This window comes from Sphingomonas sp. FARSPH (assembly GCF_003355005.1).
In the GTDB taxonomy this organism is placed as follows: Bacteria; Pseudomonadota; Alphaproteobacteria; order Sphingomonadales; family Sphingomonadaceae; genus Sphingomonas.
On record NZ_CP029985.1, the window covers coordinates 1,485,464 to 1,503,413 of the forward strand.

Below are 17,950 nucleotides of genomic sequence, written 5' to 3' on the forward strand. Positions count from 1 at the left end.
GGGGTTCGGTCTGCTCATCGTTTCGTCTCCGGACGAGGAATGGCGTAGGTGTGATCGGTTCCGAGCTGGCGCGGGCGAATAATGACCACTCGGCTTGGACGGAAATCGGCGTCGAAGAATCCTCGAACTTGCGGTGTGCTCAGCGTCTTGCGGGTCAGGGTTACGTCGGTCGCCACATCTTTGACTCGCGCATCGGGACGGCGGTAAGTGAGATCGCCGCCCGAACTGTTGTTCTCCCTCCGATTGACCCGCCCCGGCCCCGCGCCGGCTGAGTCAATGCCCGACTGGTTATAGCGCTCACGAAGACTGCGGCGAACCTGCCGATCAACGTAATTTCCCAAGGCTTCCTGATCGGAGAGCCTCGGCGTCAGCCTACCCGCCTTAAGCAATACCAGCCCTTGATCATAGGCTAAGTCGACGTTCCGCTGAGCAAAGCGGATCGTCTCCACCTGAAGCGGCCCGTAATCGCCTCTCATGCGAGCAGTGACCACAGCGCGCTAGAAGCGCAGATCATTCACCTTCGTTGCCAGGCCCTGTATCGTTTCGGTCCGATTACCAAGCGCGTCCGTCGGCACGATCTCGTCGTACCGCCAGGCAGGATCGATCGTCTTGATCTGAGCTGAAAGATGCCGCATCTGCTTCTCCAGCACCTCCGCGGTCATTGCATCTGCGGGGCCGTGGAAATCGAAAAGAGTGTCAGCTACTGCGACCACCGCGCCGCCAGGCGAGTTGCCAAGTCCTGGGAACGACTGTTCCAGGGTCATGGGATCCTCGAATGCTCGGGCATTCCCGCCTCGCCCAACGACCGATCTCTGCGAAGGCGCCGCAAGTTGCGCTTCGATAGATTGTCCGATTGCCGACGGTTTTGGAGGGGTAGAGGCCCGACGGATTGCCGTCTGCCCACCAATCCTCACTGCGGCATCCAGCGCATCCGAGTTCTGCGGGCGGACATTCACATATCCTGTCGAAGTACGGCTAGTACGCGACGCTCCGCCGGGGGCGAAGGTGAACCGACCCTTGCGGGCATCGTGGTAGGGATTGAACTTGAGTTCGGTTCCGTCAGCCAGCCGAACCGTCGGAAGACGCCCTGTCCTCAGCCAGCGCCCGAACGCCAGCCGTTGTTCCTCTAAGTCAATGTTCGTAATGCTGCCCCGCTCCGCTGCAGCCAGAACATAAGAGCAACATTCTCCAACAAGTCAAGCCGAAATCGACACACGCGCGCGCGCGCTTTCGGGTTGCCATAAGGTGACCCCGCCCTGCGCTCTGCGGTCTCGAATTTTTTGAAAATGGTGCCCAGAAGAGGACTCGAACCTCCACGACCTTGCGATCGCCAGCACCTGAAGCTGGTGCGTCTACCAATTCCGCCATCTGGGCACGGGGTAGGCGGCGGCCTTTAGGGGGGGCGTGTGCGCCTTGTCAACACGCCTTTCGCACGGCAAGGGCGGCGCAGCGATTTTCCTGTCCGGCGAAAAGGCCCGATCATGAACGACAAACTGGTTACGGTGTTCGGTGGCGGCGGGTTCGTCGGCCGCTATGTGGTGCGCGCGCTGCTGCGCGCCGGCGCGCGCGTCCGTGTCGCGGAGCGCGATCCGCGCCGCGCCTGGTTCCTGAAGACGCAAGGCGGCCTCGGCCAGATCCAGTTCGTCGCCGCGGACGTGACGCGCGCCGACACGGTGCACCGCGCGGTCGCGGGGTCGGATGCGGTCATCAACCTCGTCGGGGTGCTCGAGGGGGCGTTCGAGGCGATCCACGTCACCGGTGCGCGCACCGTCGCGGAGGCCGCGGCCGGCGCGGGCGCGCAGGCGCTCATCCACATGTCCGCGATCGGCGCCGATCCGGCGGCGGCTTCCGCTTACGGCAGCACCAAGGGCCGCGGCGAGCAGGCGGTGCGCGCCGCCTTCCCGGATGCGGTCGTCATCCGTCCGTCGATCGTCTTCGGGCGCGAGGACCAGTTCCTCAACCGCTTCGCCGACATGGTCGCCAAACTCCCCGTCGTGCCCGTGCTGCGCGCACCGGTGAAGTTCCAGCCGGTCTTCGCTGGCGACGTCGGCGACGCCTTCGCCGCGGCGCTCGCGCCCGAGTACGCGGGGCGCACCTTCGAACTCGGCGGCCCGGACGTGATGAGCATGGGCGAGATCGTGCGCTGGCTCGCCAAGACGCTGGGCCGCAATCCGTCGATCGTCGAACTGCCCGATATGGCCGGCGCGCTGCTCGCCCGCCTGCCGCTCGCGCCGATCACCACCGACCAGTGGCAGATGCTGCAACGCGACAATGTCGCCGCCGCCGGTGCCGACGGTCTTGCGGCGCTGGGGATCGAGGCGACGCCGGTCGCCGCGGTCGCCCCCGACTGGCTCGTCCGCTTCCGCCGCCAGGGCCGCTTCGGCCGCCGCGCCGAAACGCTCTACCACCCCGCCTGACGCGCACGCTTCCAGCTAGGACCCCATCATGGACCTCATCACCGCCATCCTCCTCGGCATCGTCGAGGGGGTCACGGAGTTCCTGCCCGTCTCCTCGACCGGCCACCTCATCCTCGCGGGCACGCTGCTCGGCGTGCAGGACCAGGGCACCGCGACGTTCGACATCGTCATCCAGCTCGGCGCGATCCTCGCGGTCATCGTCCTCTACTGGCGCCGCTTCTGGGGCGTCGCGGTCGGGCTGTTCGGCGGCGAGCGCCGCTCGATCGCCTTCGTGCGCAACATCGTGCTCGGCTTCCTGCCCGCGATGGCGATCGGCTTCGTCGTCTACAAGGCGGTGAAGGCGCTGCTCGAAAAGCCGACCGTCGTCGCGATCGCGCTGATCGTCGGCGGCATCGCGATCCTCGCGATCGAGCGGATGGCGAAGCGCGCGCGTGTCGAATCGGTCGAGACCATGCCCGCGACCACCGCGCTCGGCATCGGCTTTATGCAATGCCTTGCGATGATCCCCGGCGTCAGCCGCTCGGGCGCGACGATCATGGGCGCGCTGACGCTCGGCGTCGATCGCCAGGCGGCGGCCGAATTCTCCTTCTTCCTCGCCATCCCGACGATGCTCGCCGCGAGCGGCTACGACCTGCTCAAGTCGGGCGCGACGCTGGCACAGGGCGAATGGCTGGCGATCGCCGTCGGCTTCGTCGTGTCGTTCATCGTCGCGATGCTGGTGATCCGCTGGTTCATGGCGGTCATCACCAAACATGGCTTCGCACCCTTCGCCTGGTATCGCATCGTCGTCGGCGCGGTCGCGCTGATCGCCTTGCAGCTGCGATAGGCCCGATAAATACCTTTATTTACACCGGCGGCGTTGTTCAGCACGAACTCTCCACTTATCGACCTGAAACAAGGTCACTATTAGTGTCGTATCGGGCATTTTGTGCGTGACAAGCCTCCTGATCGTGCGTAGCGCGACGATCAGGAGGCTTTATGGCGCACGAATCGATGCTGAAATTCGTCGGGCGGGAACAATCCTATCCCGCCAAGCGCGATGCCGATGCGCGCGCGGACGATTTCCGCGAAATCGCGGCCCGTTACGCCCCGCCCGCCGCCGAGGAACAGGCGGGCCGTTGCTCGCAATGCGGCGTGCCTTATTGTTCGGTGCACTGCCCGCTGCACAATCATATCCCCGACTGGCTGCGCCTGACTGCGGAGGGGCGGCTCCGCGAGGCGTATGAGCTGTCGAACGCCACCTCGACGATGCCGGAGATCTGCGGCCGCATCTGTCCGCAGGACCGGTTGTGCGAGGGCAATTGCGTCATCGAATTCTCCGGCCACGGCGCGGTGACGATCGGCTCGGTGGAAAAGTTCATCACCGACACCGCCTGGGAAGAAGGCTGGGTCGAACCGCTCGTCCCCGGTCCCGCGCGTGGGGCATCGGTGGCGGTGATCGGCGCGGGGCCGGCGGGCCTCACCGCCGCCGAATATCTGCGCGGCCACGGCTATGAGGTGCACGTTTACGACCGGCACGATCGCGCGGGCGGGCTGCTGACCTATGGCATTCCCGGCTTCAAGCTGGAAAAGCCCGTCGTCATGCGCCGCGTCGACCGGCTGAAGGCGGGCGGCATCGTCTTTCACGACGGCTTCTCGGTCGGCGAGCAGGCGAGCCTCGACGACCTGCGCACCCGCCACGATGCGGTGCTGATCGCGACCGGCGTCTATCGCGCGCGCAATGTCGATCTCGGCGAAGCGGACGACCGCGTCGTCGCCGCGCTCGACTATCTGATCGCGTCCAATCGCAAGGGGTTCGGCGATGCCGTCCCCGCCTTCGACACCGGCGCGCTCGACGCCGCGGGCAAGCATGTCGTCGTCATCGGCGGCGGCGATACCGCGATGGATTGCGTACGCACCGCGATCCGCCAGGGCGCAGCGTCGGTGAAGTGCCTCTACCGCCGCGACCGCGCCAACATGCCCGGCAGCCAGCGCGAGGTCGCCAATGCGGAGGAAGAGGGCGCGGAATTCGTCTGGCTCTCCGCCCCCGCCGCGTTCGACGCGGACGGCACGGTGCGCGCACGCCGCATGCGGCTCGGCGCCCCCGACGCCAGCGGCCGCCGCGCGCCGGAGGCGGACCCGGCGGGCGATTTCACGCTCCACGCCGATCTCGTCATCAAGGCTTTGGGCTTCGACGCCGAGGACCTGCCGACGCTGTTCGGCGCGCCGGAGCTCGGCGTGTCGCGCTGGGGCACCGTGCTCGTCGACGGCAGGACGCTGATGACCAGCCTCGACGGCGTGTTCGCCGCGGGCGACATCGTGCGCGGCGCCAGCCTGGTCGTCTGGGCGATCCGCGATGGCCGCGACGTCGCGAGCGCGATGCACAAATGGCTGAAGGCGAAGGCGAAAGCCGAAAGGGTCGCGGCATGATGCGCCGTGCCGCCGCCCTCGCGCTCGCCGCCGCGAGCGTAACCGCCACCGCGCCGGTGCAGGCTGCCCCCGCACAGGCTGCCGCGCCCGGCACCATCGCCACCGCCCGCGCGATCGTCGCCGCGATGCACGTCGACCGCTCGCTCGACACGATGTTCGCGCAGCTGACGCCGCTCGTCTCGGCGAACATCCTCAACGCGATGCAGCAGGCGAAGGACGCGCCGCCCGCGCTCAAGGCGCGGATCGCGACGCCTGCGGGCCGTGAACAGGTGTCGGGGATCGTCGGGCAGGAGATCATCGCGGGTTTCCGCGGCCGCTACGACGATATCGCCGCGGGCCTGGCCGAGGAATATGTCCGCACCTTCAGCGAGGCGGAGCTGCAGACGATCCTCGCCTTCTACCGCTCGCCCACCGGCGCCAAGCTGATCGACGCGCAGCCCGCGATCCAGCGCGTCCTGTCCGAACAGGGCCGCGCGATCGGCCGCGAGGTCGGCATGGCCGCCTTTCCCAAGATCCTCCAGCGCGTGACCGCGCTCGACGCGCCGCAAGGCAAGTAGGAACTCCGTCGATGACCGACCCGATCACCGATCCCGCCGCCGGCCAGCGCCAGCATCTCGCCGACCACGGCATGTACCGCCCCGATTACGAAGGCGATGCGTGCGGCGTCGGTCTCGTCGCGGCGACCGACGGGCGCGCCTCGCGCCGCGTGGTGCAGTCGGCGATCGACGCGCTGAAGGCGGTGTGGCACCGCGGCGCGGTCGACGCCGACGGCAAGACGGGCGACGGCGCGGGCCTGCACATCGACCTGCCGCACCGCTTCTTCGACGATGCGGTCGTCGCCTCGGGCCACAAGGTGCTGCCAAACCGGCTCGCGGTCGGCATGATCTTCCTGCCGCGCACCGACCTCGGCGCGCAGGAAAGCTGCCGTACGATCGTCGAAAGCGTCATTATCGAGGCGGGCTACACCATCTATGGCTGGCGCCAGGTGCCCGTCGACGTCTCGGTCATCGGCCTGAAGGCGCAGGCGACCCGGCCGGAGATCGAACAGATCATGATCGCCGGCCCCATGCCGGACGAGGTCAGCGCGGCGGAGTTCGAAAAGACGCTCTACCTCGTGCGCCGCCGCATCGAAAAGCGCGTCATCGCCGCGCAGATCCAGGGCTTCTACGTCTGCAGCCTGTCGTGCCGCTCGATCGTCTACAAGGGGCTGTTCCTCGCGGAGAGCCTGTCGGTCTTCTACCCCGACCTGCAGGACCAGCGGTTCGAAAGCCGCGTCGCGATCTTCCACCAGCGTTATTCGACCAACACCTTTCCGCAATGGTGGCTGGCGCAGCCGTTCCGCTGCCTCGCGCACAATGGCGAGATCAACACGATCCGCGGCAACAAGAACTGGATGCTCAGCCACGAGATCCGGATGGCGGCGACCGCGTTCGGCGACAATTCGGAGGATATCAAGCCGGTGATCCCCGCCGGCGCGTCCGACACCGCGGCGCTCGACGCGGTGTTCGAGACGATCTGCCGTTCGGGGCGCGACGCGCCGACCGCGAAGATCATGCTGGTGCCAGAGGCGATGTCCGCCGACCTGCCCGCGCCGCACGCCGCGATGTACAATTACCTCGCCTCGGTGATGGAGCCGTGGGACGGCCCCGCCGCGCTGGCGATGACCGACGGGCGCTGGGCGGTCGGCGGCGTCGACCGCAACGCGCTGCGCCCGCTGCGCTACACGCAGACCGCCGACGGGCTGCTCATCGTCGGATCGGAAAGCGGCATGGTCGTCGTCCCCGAATCGACCGTCGTCGCCAAGGGGCGGCTGGGGCCGGGGCAGATGATCGCGGTCGACCTCGACGAGGGCCGCGTGCTGAACGACCGCGCGGTCAAGGACCGGATCGCCGCCGAGCATGATTATGCCGCGATGATCGGCGAATTCCACGCGATGCGCGACCTGCCCGAGGTCGCCGACGCCACCGTCCGCTACGACCGCGCCGATCTGACCCGCCGCCAGGTCGCCGCCGGCCTGACGCTGGAGGATATGGAACTGATCCTGTCGCCGATGGTCGAGGGCGGCAAGGAAGCCGTCGGCTCGATGGGCGACGACACGCCGCTCGCGGTGATTTCGGACAAGCCGCGGCTGATCAGCCAGTTCTTCCGCCAGAATTTCAGCCAGGTGACCAACCCGCCGATCGACTCGCTTCGCGAGCGCTATGTGATGTCGCTGAAGACGCGGTTCGGCAATCTCGCCAACATCCTCGATACCGAGGATCAGCGCGACCGCGTGCTCGTGCTCGATTCGCCCGTGCTGACCGGCCACGACTGGGCGCGGCTGCGCGCGCATTTCGGGTCGAGCGCGAGCGAGATCGACTGCACCTTCGACGCCGACGGCGGCCCGGAAAAGCTGCGCGCCGCGATCCAGCGCATCCGCAACGAGGCGGAACAGGCGGTGCGCCAGGGGAAGAGCGAGCTGTTCCTGACCGACGAGCATGTGTCCGAAGGGCGCGTCGCGATCGCCGGAGTGCTCGCGGTCGCGGCGGTGCACACGCATCTCGTCCGCAAGGGCCTGCGCTCCTACGCGTCGATCAATGTGCGGTCGGCGGAATGTCTCGACACGCATTATTATGCGGTGCTGATCGGCGTCGGCGCGACGACGGTGAACGCCTATCTGGCGGAGGCCGCGATCGTCGATCGCCAGGCGCGCGGCCTGTTCGGCGACTTGGGCCTCGACGCCTGCCTCGCGCGTCATCGCGTCGCGATCGAGGAAGGGCTGCTCAAGATCATGTCGAAGATGGGGATCGCGGTGATCTCCAGCTATCGCGGCGGCTATAATTTCGAGGCGGTCGGTTTGAGCCGCAGCCTGGTCAACGACCTGTTCCCCGGCATGCCCGCCAAGATTTCCGGCGAGGGCTACAACTCGCTCCATTACAGCGCGATCGTCCGCCACGAACAGGCGTGGGACGACGCCGTCGCCAAGCTGCCGATCGGCGGCTTCTACCGCCAGCGCCACACCGGCGAGACGCACGCTTATTCGGCGCAGCTGATGCACCTGCTGCAGACCGCGGTCGCGACCGACAGCTACACCAGCTATCTGCAATTCAGCCGCGGCGTCGCCGATCTGCCGCCCGTCTATCTGCGCGATCTGCTCCAGTTCAACTTCCCGGCAGAGGGCGTGCCCGTCGACCAGGTCGAGGCGATTACCGAGATCCGCAAGCGCTTCGTGACGCCCGGCATGTCGCTCGGCGCGCTGTCGCCTGAGGCACACGAGACGCTGGCGATCGCGATGAACCGCATCGGTGCGAAAGCGGTGTCGGGCGAGGGCGGCGAGGACGTCGGCCGCTTCACGCCTTATGACAATGGCGACAACGCCAATTCGACGATCAAGCAGGTCGCCTCGGGCCGGTTCGGCGTGACGGCGGAATATCTCGGCGCGTGCGAGGAGATAGAGATCAAGGTCGCGCAGGGCGCCAAGCCCGGCGAGGGCGGCCAGCTGCCGGGTTTCAAGGTCACCGAATTCATCGCCAGGCTGCGCCATGCGACGCCGGGCGTGACGCTGATCTCGCCGCCGCCGCACCACGACATCTATTCGATCGAAGACTTGGCGCAGCTGATCTACGACCTGAAGCAGATCAATCCGCGCGCGCGCGTCGGCGTGAAGCTGGTCAGCTCGGCGGGCATCGGCACCGTCGCGGCGGGCGTCGCCAAGGCGCATGCCGACGTCATCCTCGTCTCCGGCCATGTCGGCGGCACCGGCGCATCCCCGCAGACCAGCATCAAATATGCCGGCACGCCGTGGGAAATGGGCCTCAGCGAGGTCAACCAGGTGCTCACCCTCAACGGCTTGCGCGGCCGGGTGCGGCTGCGCGCCGACGGCGGGCTGAAGACGGGCCGCGACATCGTCATCGCCGCGATCCTCGGCGCGGAGGAATTCGGCATCGGTACGCTCAGCCTCGTCGCGATGGGCTGCATCATGGTGCGCCAGTGCCATTCGAACACTTGCCCGGTCGGCGTCTGCGTGCAGGATGAACGCCTGCGCGCCAAATTCACCGGCACGCCCGAAAAGGTCATCAACCTGATGACCTTCATTGCCGAGGAGGTGCGCGACATCCTCGCCCGCCTCGGCTGCCGCAGCCTCGACGAGGTGATCGGCCGCACCGAATTGCTCCGCCAGGTCAGCCGCGGCGCCGAGCATCTCGACGATCTCGATCTGAACCCGATCCTCGCCAAGGTCGATGCGACCGACGCGGAACGGCGCTTCTCGCTCTCGACCTTCCGCAACGATGTGCCCGACAGCCTCGATGCGCAGATCATCAAGGATGCCGCGCCAGTCTTCGCGCGCGGCGAAAAGATGCAGCTGACCTATTCTGTGCGCAATACGCACCGCGCGGTCGGCACGCGCCTGTCGAGCGAGATCACGCGCAAATTCGGCATGGCAAAGCTCGCCGACGGTCACGTCACCGTCCGTCTGCGAGGGAGCGCCGGCCAGTCGCTCGGCGCGTTCCTGTGCAAGGGCATCACGCTCGAGGTGTTCGGCGATGCCAACGATTACGTCGGCAAGGGTCTGTCGGGCGGCACGATCATCGTGCGCCCCGCCGTCTCCTCGCCGCTCGCCAGCCAGGACAATACGATCATCGGCAACACCGTGCTCTATGGTGCGACCAGCGGCACGCTGCTCGCCGCGGGGCAGGCGGGCGAGCGATTCGCGGTGCGCAACTCGGGCGCGACCGTGGTGGTCGAAGGCTGCGGCGCCAACGGCTGCGAATATATGACCGGCGGCGTTGCGGTCGTGCTCGGCCAGGTCGGCGCGAACTTCGGCGCGGGGATGACCGGCGGCATGGCCTTCGTCTATGATGCCGACGACAGCTTCGAACGCCGCGCCAATCCGGAAAACATCGTCTGGCAACGGCTGGCGTCGGCGCATTGGGAAGGCGTGCTGCGCAGCCTCGTCGAACGCCACGCGACAGCGACCGACAGCCGCTGGTCGAAGGGGCTGCTCGCCGACTGGGACGAGACGGTCGGCAGGTTCTGGCAGGTGGTGCCGAAGGAGATGCTCTCGCGCCAGACGCACGCCCTCGACGATACGCCGGATGCGGTCGCGGCCGAATAGGCCCGCCCTCGTCATCCCGGCCGAGGAGCCGGGGTCCCGCTTCTGTGTTGAGGCTTCCGAAAAGCGGGACCCCGGGTCGAGCCCGGGGTGACGAGAACGATGTGCGTGGCTCTTGCCCTATTGCCCGCCATCGCCATCCGCGCTCTACTTCCGCGTCAAACGACCGAGAAGGGGCATTCATGACGCGCACCATCACCGGCCTCGCCACCGCGGCGATCGCTCTTGCCACGGCCACCGCCGCACCCGCGCAGACGCGCCCCGACCAGCGGGCTTTCTTCGATCTCTACAAACAGCTCGTCGAAACCAACACCGTCGTCGGCGTCGGCAGCTGTACGCAGGCGGCGACGCAGATCGCGACCCGGCTGAAGGCGGCCGGCTATGCCGACGGCGACGTCACGCTCTTCTCGACGCCCGATCACCCGCAGGACGGTGGCCTCGTCGCCATCCTCAAGGGGTCGGATCCCGCCGCCAAACCGATGCTGCTGCTCGGCCATATCGACGTCGTCGCGGCGAAGCGCGAGGATTGGGTACGCGATCCGTTCAAGCTGATCGAGGAAGGCGGCTATTATTACGGCCGCGGCACGGTCGACGACAAGGCGATGAGCGCGGTCTGGGCGGACACGATGATCCGCCTGAAACAGGCCGGCAAGCCGCCGCGCCGCACGATCAAGCTCGCGCTGACCTGCGGCGAGGAGACGACGTTCGCGTTCAACGGCGCGGAATGGCTGGCGAAGAACAAACCCGACCTGATCGCGGCGGAATTCGCGCTCAACGAGGGCGGCGGCGGCCGCCTGACCGCGGATGGCAAGCGCGAGGTGCTGGCGATCCAGGTCGGCGAAAAGGCCGCGCAGAACTACACCTTCCTCGCCACCAACCCCGGCGGCCACAGTTCGCAGCCGGTGCCCGACAATGCGATCTACGAACTCGCCGATGCGGTGAAGGCGGTGCAGGGCTATGAATTCCCGATCCGCTTCACCGACACGACGCGCGCCTTCTTCACCGCCGCGGCGAAACAGGCGGGCGGCGACATGGGGCAGGCGATCACCCGCCTGCTCGCCAACCCGAACGACACCGCGGCGGACGCGATCGTCAGCCGCGACAAGACGTTCCATTCGACGCTGCGCACCACCTGCGTCGCGACGCTGCTCAATGCCGGCCATGCCGAAAACGCGCTGCCGCAGCGCGCCACCGCCAACATCAACTGCCGCATCTTCCCAGGCGAAACCGTCGACGGAACGCTCGCGCAGCTGCAGAAACTGGCAGGCGCGAAGGTGAAGGTCACCGCCAACCAGCCCGTCCGTCCCACCGCGATTCCGCCGACGCTCGATCCAAAGATCGTGGGCCCCGCGACCCGCCTCGCGGCGAAATATTTCCCCGGCACGCCGGTCGTGCCGCTGATGTCGACCGGCGCGACCGACGGCATCTTCCTCGAGGCGATCGGCATCCCCGTCTATGGCGTGCCCGGCATGTTCATCGAAAAGGACGGCGGCGGCATCCACGGCCTCAACGAGCGGATCGGCGTCACGTCGCTCTACGAGGGCCGCGACTATCTCTACGACCTGGTCAAGACCTACGCGGGGTAAGGGGCGATCGTCCTCGCGCCCTTACCTGGTCACCCCGGCCGCAGAGCCGGGGTCCCACTTCTTCTCGGACGCTGAATTGAAAGCGGGACCCCGGGTCAGGCCCGGGGTGACGCGCTAGAATGGTAGCCGAGGTTCGATAGTCACGGGCCCGCCCGGGTCCTACACCGTCACTTGCTCGCCCAGTTCCAGCACCTTGCCCGGCGGGATGCGCAGGAATTCGGTCGGGTCGCTCGCGTTCCTCTGCAGGAACATGAACACGCGGTCCTGCCACAAGGGCATGCCCTGATCCGCTTCGGGCTTCAGCGTGTTGCGGCCGATGAAGAAGCTGGTCTTCATCGCGTCCAGCCCCTGCACCTCGGTGCGCGCGCCGACGCCCAGGTCCGTGGGCACGTCTGGGCTTTCCATGAAGCCATAGGTCAGCACGACGACCTCGAAATTGTCGTCCAGCCGCTCCACCTTCGCGCGCCGCTCGGGCGGCACCACCGGCCGGTCCGCGGTGCGGATGCTGACAATCAGGTTGCGCGCGTGCAGCACCTTGTTGTGCTTGAGGTTGTGGAGCAGCGCGCCCGGCGCCGCGTCCGGATTGCCGGTCAGGAACACTGCGGTCCCCGGCACGCGTTCGGGCGGCCGTTTCGCCAGCGCGGCGGCAAGGTCGGCGAGCGGAATGCTCTGCCGCGCCTCGAACGCGCGCACGATGCCCTTGCCGCGGACCCAGGTATAGATGAGGAAGCCGATGCCGCCCGCGATCACCAGCGGCACCCAGCCGCCCTCGATCACGCGCAGGATGTTGGCGCCGAAAAAGATCGTGTCGAGCAGCAGGAACGGCAGGATCGCGGCGAGCGCCAGCGGCCGCCGCCATCCCCAGACGTGCCGCGCGACGAGGTAGCCGAGCAAGGTCGTCACCACCATCGTGCCCGTCACCGCGATGCCATAAGCGGCGGCCATCGCCGACGACGTCTTGAACTGGACGATCAGCACCAGCACGCCTGCGAGCAGCATCCAGTTGATCGCGGGCAGATAGATTTGCCCTGCGAAATCCGCCGACGTCTGGCGCAGCCGCATGCGCGGCAACAGGCCCAGCTGGACCGCCTGCTGCGTCAGCGAGAAGGCGCCGGTGATCACCGCCTGGCTGGCGATGACGGTGGCGAGCCCGGCGAGGATGACGAGCGGCCCGCGCACGCTTTCGGGCGCCATCAGATAGAACCAGTCCTGGTTGGCGAAGGGCGCGCCCGATGCCTGGGCCGCCTCCAGCTTCGACAGCGCGAACGCCCCCTGGCCCAGGTAATTGAGCATCAGCGCGGGGAAGACGAGGAACAGCCAGGCGAGCCGGATCGGCCGCTTGCCGAAATGCCCCATGTCCGCGGTCAGCGCCTCCGCACCCGTCACGGTCAGGAACACCGCGCCCAGCACGAACAATCCGATCGTGCCGTGCGTCGCGAGAAAATGGATGCCGTAGCTCGGGAAGAGTACGCGAAAGATCGAAAGCTCGTCGGCGATATGCCAGATGCCAAGGCCCCCGATGACGAGGAACCAGACGACGCAGATCGGGCCGAACAATTTGGCGACGATCGCGGTGCCGCGCGACTGGATGAAAAATAGCGCGATCAGGATGACGATCGTCAGCGCGCGGATCGTGCCCTCGTCGAATGTCTTCGCGGCGCTCGGGATCGTGCGCAGCCCCTCCATCGCCGACAGGACGGACAGCGACGGCGTGATGATCGCATCGCCATAGAATAAGGACGCGCCGACCGCGCCCAGCACGATCGCAATGCGCGAGCGTACGCCGATCGCGCGCCGCGCCAGCGCCGCGAGCGCGAGCACGCCGCCCTCGCCGTGGTTGTCGGCGCGCATCAGGAACAGCACGTATTTGATCGTGACGATCAGCGTCAGCGTCCACAGCGCGAGACTGAGCACGCCAAGGATTTCGCTCGGATCGATACCGTCCGCGGCGGTCTGGCCCAGCGCCTCGCGGAACGCGTAGAGCGGGCTGGTGCCGATGTCGCCGAACACGACGCCGATCGCACCCAGCATCAATCCGGCGAGCGCGGGATGCGTCTGCGGTGTGGCGGCCTCGGAAATCGAATGATGAGCGGTCGACGGACCGGCAATCGTGGACATGGCGCGCGACTTACCCCTGTAAAGAGCGCCCCTTGCGAAGGACGGCGCGCTTTACGCCTAATCCATGACAAGGCAAGCCCTATCGCATCACCGCCCGCAACCGCTTGATTTGTCGGCGTCATGGCGGCAAGGCGCGGGGATGGTTCCCTTTTCGTTCGGTGGCCACGATCTTGCCGCGCTCGGCGACGGCGCCTTGTGGTGGCCCGCGCGCCGCGCGCTGCTCGTCGCCGACCTGCATTTCGAAAAGGCGAGCTGGTTCGCGATGCGCGGCCAGATGCTGCCGCCCTATGATTCGCTCGCGACCCTCACCGAGCTTTCCCGGCTGGTCGCGGCGACCGGCGCGGCCGAACTCTGGTGCCTGGGCGACAGCTTCCACGATTCCGCCGGCTGCGAACGCCTGCCCGCCTCGGCGCAGGCGCTGCTGCGCGATCTGACCGCGCGCCTGCGCTGGACGTGGATCACCGGCAACCACGATTCCCTGCTCGTCGATCGCTGCGGCGGCGACGTCGTCGCGGAGGCCGCGGTCGACGGCCTGATCCTGCGCCACGAGGCCGCGCCCGACGAGCCGCGCCCCGAGCTGTCGGGCCATTTCCACCCGAAATTGCGCCTGCGCCTGCGCGGGCGTCAGGTCGCGCGCCGCTGCTTCGTCGCGACGGCGCGCAAGATCGTGCTGCCCGCCTTCGGGGCGCTCACCGGCGGCCTCGACGTCGATCACCCCGCGCTCACCGCCGCGATCGGCCGCGGCGCGGAGGCGCTGGTGCCGGTCGACAACCGCCTGCTCCGCTTCCCGATCGCGGCCTAGGGGTTTGATCCTCGGACGTGACGCATGGATCATGCGGCCGCGGTTCCGACCGCCCGCAGCGGCAGCGCGATCGTCATCGGATCATCCCGACGCCGTAAAGCACAAGACCCGCGGCCGACGTCGTCAGCAAGGTCGTGATGACTCCCGCCCGCAGCAGGAAGATCGCGCAGCCCGCGCCGAGCGACAGGATGAACGCCGCCGGATCGATGCTGGTCACCACCGGCGCATCGAAACGCAGCGGCCCCGCCGATACCCGCATCGTGACGCGGAACAGCGTGTGCAGGGCGAACCACACCGCCAGATTGAGGACGACGCCCACCACCGCCGCGGTGATGGCGGACAGCGCGCCCGCGACCGCGGCGTTGCCGCGAAGCCGTTCGATGAACGGCGCGCCGAGGAATATCCACAGGAAACACGGCACGAACGTCACCCAGGTCGCGAGCAGGCCGCCCAGCGTGCCGGCCACCAGCGGCGACAGCCCGCCGGCATCGCGATAGGCGCCGAGGAACCCGACGAATTGCAGGACCATGATCAGCGGCCCGGGCGTCGTTTCCGCCATGCCCAGGCCGTCCAGCATCTCCTTCGGTCCCAGCCAGCCGTAATGGCCCACCGCCTGCTGCGCGACATAGGCAAGGACGGCATAGGCGCCCCCGAACGTCACCATCGCCATCGTCGAGAAGAAAGTGGCGATGCGGCTGAACACATCCTCCGGGCCGCGCACGATCAGCAACGCGGCCACCGGCACCAGCCAGAGCGCGAGCCAGACCAGCGCGGTGCGGATCGTCTCCCGCCAGGTCGGCCGCGCATGCGCGGGCAATGCTTCGCCGAGCAGCGTGTCCGCGTCGGCGACGATCCTGCCTTGGGACGCGCCATGGCCCCCGCCCCGGAAGGCCGTGCCGCCGCGCCGGGTGGACCACCATCCGATGACGCCCGCGCCCAGCACGATCAGCGGAAAGGGTGCCCCCAGGAAGAAGATCAGGACGAAGGCCACAATGGCCAGCGACCGTGCCGGCACGGTCGTGAGCGCCCGGCCCCCGATCCGCACCACCGCCTGCAGCACGACGGCCAGCACCGCGCATTTCAGGCCGAAGAACAGCGCCGCGACGATACCGACCCGGCCGTAGAGGACGTAGACCCAGCTCAGCGCCATGATCGCCGCCGCGCCAGGCAGGATGAACAGCACGCCGGCGACGATGCCGCCCTTCGTGCGGTGCATCAGCCAGCCGATATAGGTGGCGAGCTGCTGCGCCTCCGGGCCGGGCAGCAGCATGCAATAGTTGAGCGCGTGGAGGAACCGCTGCTCGCCGATCCAGCGTTTCTCCTCGACCAGGATGCGGTGCATCACCGCAATCTGCCCGGCGGGACCGCCGAACGAGAGCATCGCGATGCGCAGCCACACCCAGAAGGCCTGACGCAGCGTGACCGGCGCCGGGCGCGTCGGCGTCGCCGCGTCCGCCGTCATGACGGCACCTTGCCGCGCGCCGGCCGATGCGACGACCAGTCGTGCTTCTCGCCCTGCGCATCGCGGCACCAGCGATACAGCGCGTCATACACGGCCATGCCGGCGTCGAGCTGGGCGTGATCGTCGCTGTGGATCCGCGACAGGCCGAGGGATATGGCGAGCAGTCCGGCCGTTTCCGGCGCCAGGTCCAGCCGATCGGTATCGGCGCCTCGCACGATCGCGGCCAATCGGACGAGCGGTGCGTAGGCGCCCAGGCCGAAGGCGTCGACCATCACATCGAAGGTGCAGCGCTCGCCGCGATGGGTCCAGAACACAGTCTCGTCCGCGACGTCGAAGGGTTCGGCCCGCTGCTCCGCCGCGACGGACAGCACCTCGCCGGGCGCGACGAACAGAAAGCGCGCCTGCGGATCGACGAACCGCCGGATCAACCAGGGGCAGGCGATCCGGTCCACCTTGGGCCGGGCGCGCGTCACCCACCGTGTCCGGCCGTCCTCGTGCCGCGGCGGCAGATGCGTCAGCGATACGGTGGGCAACCCGCTCGCCGTCCATGCGGCAAACCCCCCGTCCAGCACGTCGGCCGCCACGCCCTCGCTGCGCAGGACCGCCGCCGCGCCGGTCGCAGGCCCGCTGCCGCCGCCATCGACGATGACGGCCGGCGACCCGGCGTCCCAGGCGTCATAGCCCCAAAGCGTCGGATCGGGGTGGCGCGGAAAGACCGATCCCGGAATCGATTCTGCCGGGGCGCTGCGCAGGTCGACGATCCGCGGCGCGCCTGCCGATGCGACCAGGCGGGCGAGCTTGTCCGGTGTGATGGTATTTGGCGCAGGCATGATGCGTCCCTTGCATAATCGTGCTGGACGCGATGCTCTGGCTGACGCCTCGTGGGGAGATCGCTATCCCCATGCCACTAGTCAGCCATGACGACGGGCGGTTGTCAACCGAACACAAATCCGTGTCGGGGCGCCATTACCGTTCTCGATGTACGATCCCGCGCTCAGGCGGAGACGGAACGGCGCCTTACCGCGCCAGCGCCGGGAACCCCGCCTTGAACGCCGCGACCTTGGGCTTGTCCCACGCGACGATATAGGGGTGCGTCGGGTTCCGGTCGAAGAAGTTCTGGTGATAGGCTTCGGCCGGGTAGAAGCCGCCCTGCTCGATCCGCGTCACGATCGGCTTGCCGAAGCTCTTCGCCTGGCCGAGCTGCGCGATATAGGCGCGCGCCACTTTCGCCTGTTCGCCATCCTGCGGGAAGATCGCGGAACGATAGCTCGGGCCGCTGTCCGGTCCCTGCCGGTTGAGCTGCGTCGGATCGTGCGCGATCGAGAAATAGACGCGCAGCAATGTGGCATAGCTCACCTGCCGCGGGTCGAAGACGATCTTCACCGCTTCGGCATGGCGCGTCGTCTCGGTCGATACCTGCGGATAGGTGGCGGTGCCCGCCGTACCGCCGGCATAGCCCGCGGTGACGCTCTTCACGCCCTTCACCCGCTCGAACACCGCCTCCATGCCCCAGAAGCATCCGCCCGCCAGCACAGCGGTCTGCGTGCCCGGCGTCGCGGGCACGTCGATCCGCGCGGCGGGGATGGGGACCGCGCGCTCCGCATGCGCGAAGCCCGACGAGGCGAGGAGCAGGCCGCCCGCGGCGGCGATGGGCAGGAGCGTCTTCAGCATGACGCCGATTTGGGCGCGCGCAGCCGAATTACCAGAGGCACGCCCATAGGGTGCGTTATCGCGCGGTTTGCGCGGGGGCCGGCGCCGACAGCACGGCCGCGTCGTGATGCTCGGCGCTCGCCGGCTGCAGCGCGACGACGCCGACCGCGCCGATCGCGAAGCCGCCGACGAACCGCCAGAAGAAATCGGACTTCATCAGGTGCCGGGCCGTGTTGGTCGCCGTCTTGGTCATGATCGTTGCCTTCGTTCCTTCCCGGCGAAAGCGACATGGTCGCTGACCCGGTTTTCGCCATGCGACATGGGCGCACGACGCGTTGATCTCAATCGCGTTTATGGAAACACAGCGATGAACGAAGCGTGGGCGCTCCGTTCATCGCAGGTCGATATAGGTTA

At 67.8% G+C, this 17,950-nt stretch carries 14 protein-coding genes and 1 tRNA gene; 7 read left to right on the forward strand and 8 right to left on the reverse strand.

Translation table 11 applies throughout. The annotated features are described in order from the left end of the window. Nucleotides 1-14: 14 nt before the first annotated feature. From DM480_RS18460 to DM480_RS07325, 3 genes are all read right to left on the reverse strand, one after another. Nucleotides 15-449, reverse strand: a complete 435-nt coding sequence (locus tag DM480_RS18460) for a hypothetical protein (protein WP_232834160.1) — start codon at nucleotides 447-449, stop codon at nucleotides 15-17. 48 nt (nucleotides 450-497) lie between these two features. Next, a complete protein-coding gene (locus DM480_RS18465; RefSeq protein ID WP_232834161.1) occupies nucleotides 498-764 on the reverse strand; it encodes a hypothetical protein in 267 nt (88 codons plus the stop codon). A gap of 523 nt (nucleotides 765-1,287) precedes the next feature. Further along, nucleotides 1,288-1,374 (reverse strand) — tRNA-Leu (locus DM480_RS07325). A 107-nt stretch (nucleotides 1,375-1,481) separates the two neighbouring features. On the opposite strand from DM480_RS07325, the gene DM480_RS07330 reads away from it, so the two are divergent. The 6 genes from DM480_RS07330 to DM480_RS07355 all read left to right on the forward strand — a co-directional run bounded on the left by DM480_RS07330 (nucleotide 1,482) and on the right by DM480_RS07355 (nucleotide 11,504). Then, nucleotides 1,482-2,417 (forward strand): complex I NDUFA9 subunit family protein, encoded by a 936-nt coding sequence (locus DM480_RS07330; protein WP_115378247.1) that lies wholly within the window; start codon nucleotides 1,482-1,484, stop codon nucleotides 2,415-2,417. Between the two features lie 28 nt (nucleotides 2,418-2,445). Beyond that, nucleotides 2,446-3,243 (forward strand): undecaprenyl-diphosphate phosphatase, encoded by a 798-nt coding sequence (locus tag DM480_RS07335; protein WP_115378248.1) that lies wholly within the window; start codon nucleotides 2,446-2,448, stop codon nucleotides 3,241-3,243. Between the two features lie 152 nt (nucleotides 3,244-3,395). Beyond that, nucleotides 3,396-4,826 carry an NAD(P)-dependent oxidoreductase gene (locus DM480_RS07340; RefSeq protein ID WP_115378249.1) on the forward strand — a complete coding sequence of 477 codons (1,431 nt, stop codon included), beginning with the start codon at nucleotides 3,396-3,398 and terminating at the stop codon, nucleotides 4,824-4,826. Then, nucleotides 4,823-5,383, forward strand: a complete 561-nt coding sequence (locus tag DM480_RS07345; RefSeq protein ID WP_157968779.1) for a DUF2059 domain-containing protein — start codon at nucleotides 4,823-4,825, stop codon at nucleotides 5,381-5,383. Before DM480_RS07340 ends, DM480_RS07345 begins: the two co-directional genes overlap by 4 nt. 11 nt (nucleotides 5,384-5,394) lie before the next feature. Continuing rightward, nucleotides 5,395-9,921, forward strand: a complete 4,527-nt coding sequence (gltB, locus tag DM480_RS07350) for a glutamate synthase large subunit (protein WP_115378251.1) — start codon at nucleotides 5,395-5,397, stop codon at nucleotides 9,919-9,921. Between the two features lie 179 nt (nucleotides 9,922-10,100). Then, nucleotides 10,101-11,504, forward strand: coding sequence for a M20/M25/M40 family metallo-hydrolase (locus DM480_RS07355; protein WP_115378252.1), 1,404 nt, complete (start codon nucleotides 10,101-10,103; stop codon nucleotides 11,502-11,504). A gap of 159 nt (nucleotides 11,505-11,663) precedes the next feature. Here DM480_RS07355 and DM480_RS07360 read toward each other — a convergent pair whose 3' ends face one another. Then, nucleotides 11,664-13,622: a potassium transporter Kup gene (locus DM480_RS07360; RefSeq protein WP_115378253.1), complete on the reverse strand. Its 1,959-nt coding sequence runs from the start codon at nucleotides 13,620-13,622 to the stop codon at nucleotides 11,664-11,666. Nucleotides 13,623-13,761: 139 nt separating this feature from the next. On the opposite strand from DM480_RS07360, the gene pdeM reads away from it, so the two are divergent. Continuing rightward, nucleotides 13,762-14,424, forward strand: coding sequence for a ligase-associated DNA damage response endonuclease PdeM (gene pdeM, locus DM480_RS07365; RefSeq protein ID WP_115378254.1), 663 nt, complete (start codon nucleotides 13,762-13,764; stop codon nucleotides 14,422-14,424). A gap of 73 nt (nucleotides 14,425-14,497) precedes the next feature. Here pdeM and chrA read toward each other — a convergent pair whose 3' ends face one another. The 4 genes from chrA to DM480_RS18245 all read right to left on the reverse strand — a co-directional run bounded on the left by chrA (nucleotide 14,498) and on the right by DM480_RS18245 (nucleotide 17,789). Continuing rightward, a complete protein-coding gene (gene chrA / locus DM480_RS07370; protein ID WP_115378255.1) occupies nucleotides 14,498-15,886 on the reverse strand; it encodes a chromate efflux transporter in 1,389 nt (462 codons plus the stop codon). Continuing rightward, nucleotides 15,883-16,716 carry a chromate resistance protein ChrB domain-containing protein gene (locus tag DM480_RS07375; protein WP_115378256.1) on the reverse strand — a complete coding sequence of 278 codons (834 nt, stop codon included), beginning with the start codon at nucleotides 16,714-16,716 and terminating at the stop codon, nucleotides 15,883-15,885. Before DM480_RS07375 ends, chrA begins: the two co-directional genes overlap by 4 nt. A gap of 187 nt (nucleotides 16,717-16,903) precedes the next feature. Continuing rightward, a complete protein-coding gene (gene msrA / locus DM480_RS07380; protein ID WP_115378257.1) occupies nucleotides 16,904-17,557 on the reverse strand; it encodes a peptide-methionine (S)-S-oxide reductase MsrA in 654 nt (217 codons plus the stop codon). 55 nt (nucleotides 17,558-17,612) lie between these two features. Beyond that, complete coding sequence (locus tag DM480_RS18245) at nucleotides 17,613-17,789, reverse strand: hypothetical protein (protein WP_198665918.1); 177 nt, start codon at nucleotides 17,787-17,789, stop codon at nucleotides 17,613-17,615. Nucleotides 17,790-17,950 lie beyond the last annotated feature (161 nt).

What these genes read in the sequence shown, in the direction of transcription:
- gltB (WP_115378251.1), top strand. Translation starts at nt 5,395, where the DNA reads ATGACCGACCCGATCACCGATCCCGCCGCCGGCCAGCGCCAGCATCTC.
- DM480_RS07340 (WP_115378249.1), top strand. Translation starts at nt 3,396, where the DNA reads ATGGCGCACGAATCGATGCTGAAATTCGTCGGGCGGGAACAATCCTAT.
- DM480_RS18245 (WP_198665918.1), bottom strand. Translation starts at nt 17,789, where the DNA reads ATGACCAAGACGGCGACCAACACGGCCCGGCACCTGATGAAGTCCGAT.
- DM480_RS18465 (WP_232834161.1), bottom strand. Translation starts at nt 764, where the DNA reads ATGACCCTGGAACAGTCGTTCCCAGGACTTGGCAACTCGCCTGGCGGC.
- chrA (WP_115378255.1), bottom strand. Translation starts at nt 15,886, where the DNA reads ATGACGGCGGACGCGGCGACGCCGACGCGCCCGGCGCCGGTCACGCTG.
- DM480_RS07335 (WP_115378248.1), top strand. Translation starts at nt 2,446, where the DNA reads ATGGACCTCATCACCGCCATCCTCCTCGGCATCGTCGAGGGGGTCACG.
- DM480_RS07330 (WP_115378247.1), top strand. Translation starts at nt 1,482, where the DNA reads ATGAACGACAAACTGGTTACGGTGTTCGGTGGCGGCGGGTTCGTCGGC.
- DM480_RS07345 (WP_157968779.1), top strand. Translation starts at nt 4,823, where the DNA reads ATGATGCGCCGTGCCGCCGCCCTCGCGCTCGCCGCCGCGAGCGTAACC.
- DM480_RS07375 (WP_115378256.1), bottom strand. Translation starts at nt 16,716, where the DNA reads ATGCCTGCGCCAAATACCATCACACCGGACAAGCTCGCCCGCCTGGTC.
- DM480_RS07355 (WP_115378252.1), top strand. Translation starts at nt 10,101, where the DNA reads ATGACGCGCACCATCACCGGCCTCGCCACCGCGGCGATCGCTCTTGCC.
- msrA (WP_115378257.1), bottom strand. Translation starts at nt 17,557, where the DNA reads ATGCTGAAGACGCTCCTGCCCATCGCCGCCGCGGGCGGCCTGCTCCTC.
- pdeM (WP_115378254.1), top strand. Translation starts at nt 13,762, where the DNA reads ATGGTTCCCTTTTCGTTCGGTGGCCACGATCTTGCCGCGCTCGGCGAC.
- DM480_RS07360 (WP_115378253.1), bottom strand. Translation starts at nt 13,622, where the DNA reads ATGTCCACGATTGCCGGTCCGTCGACCGCTCATCATTCGATTTCCGAG.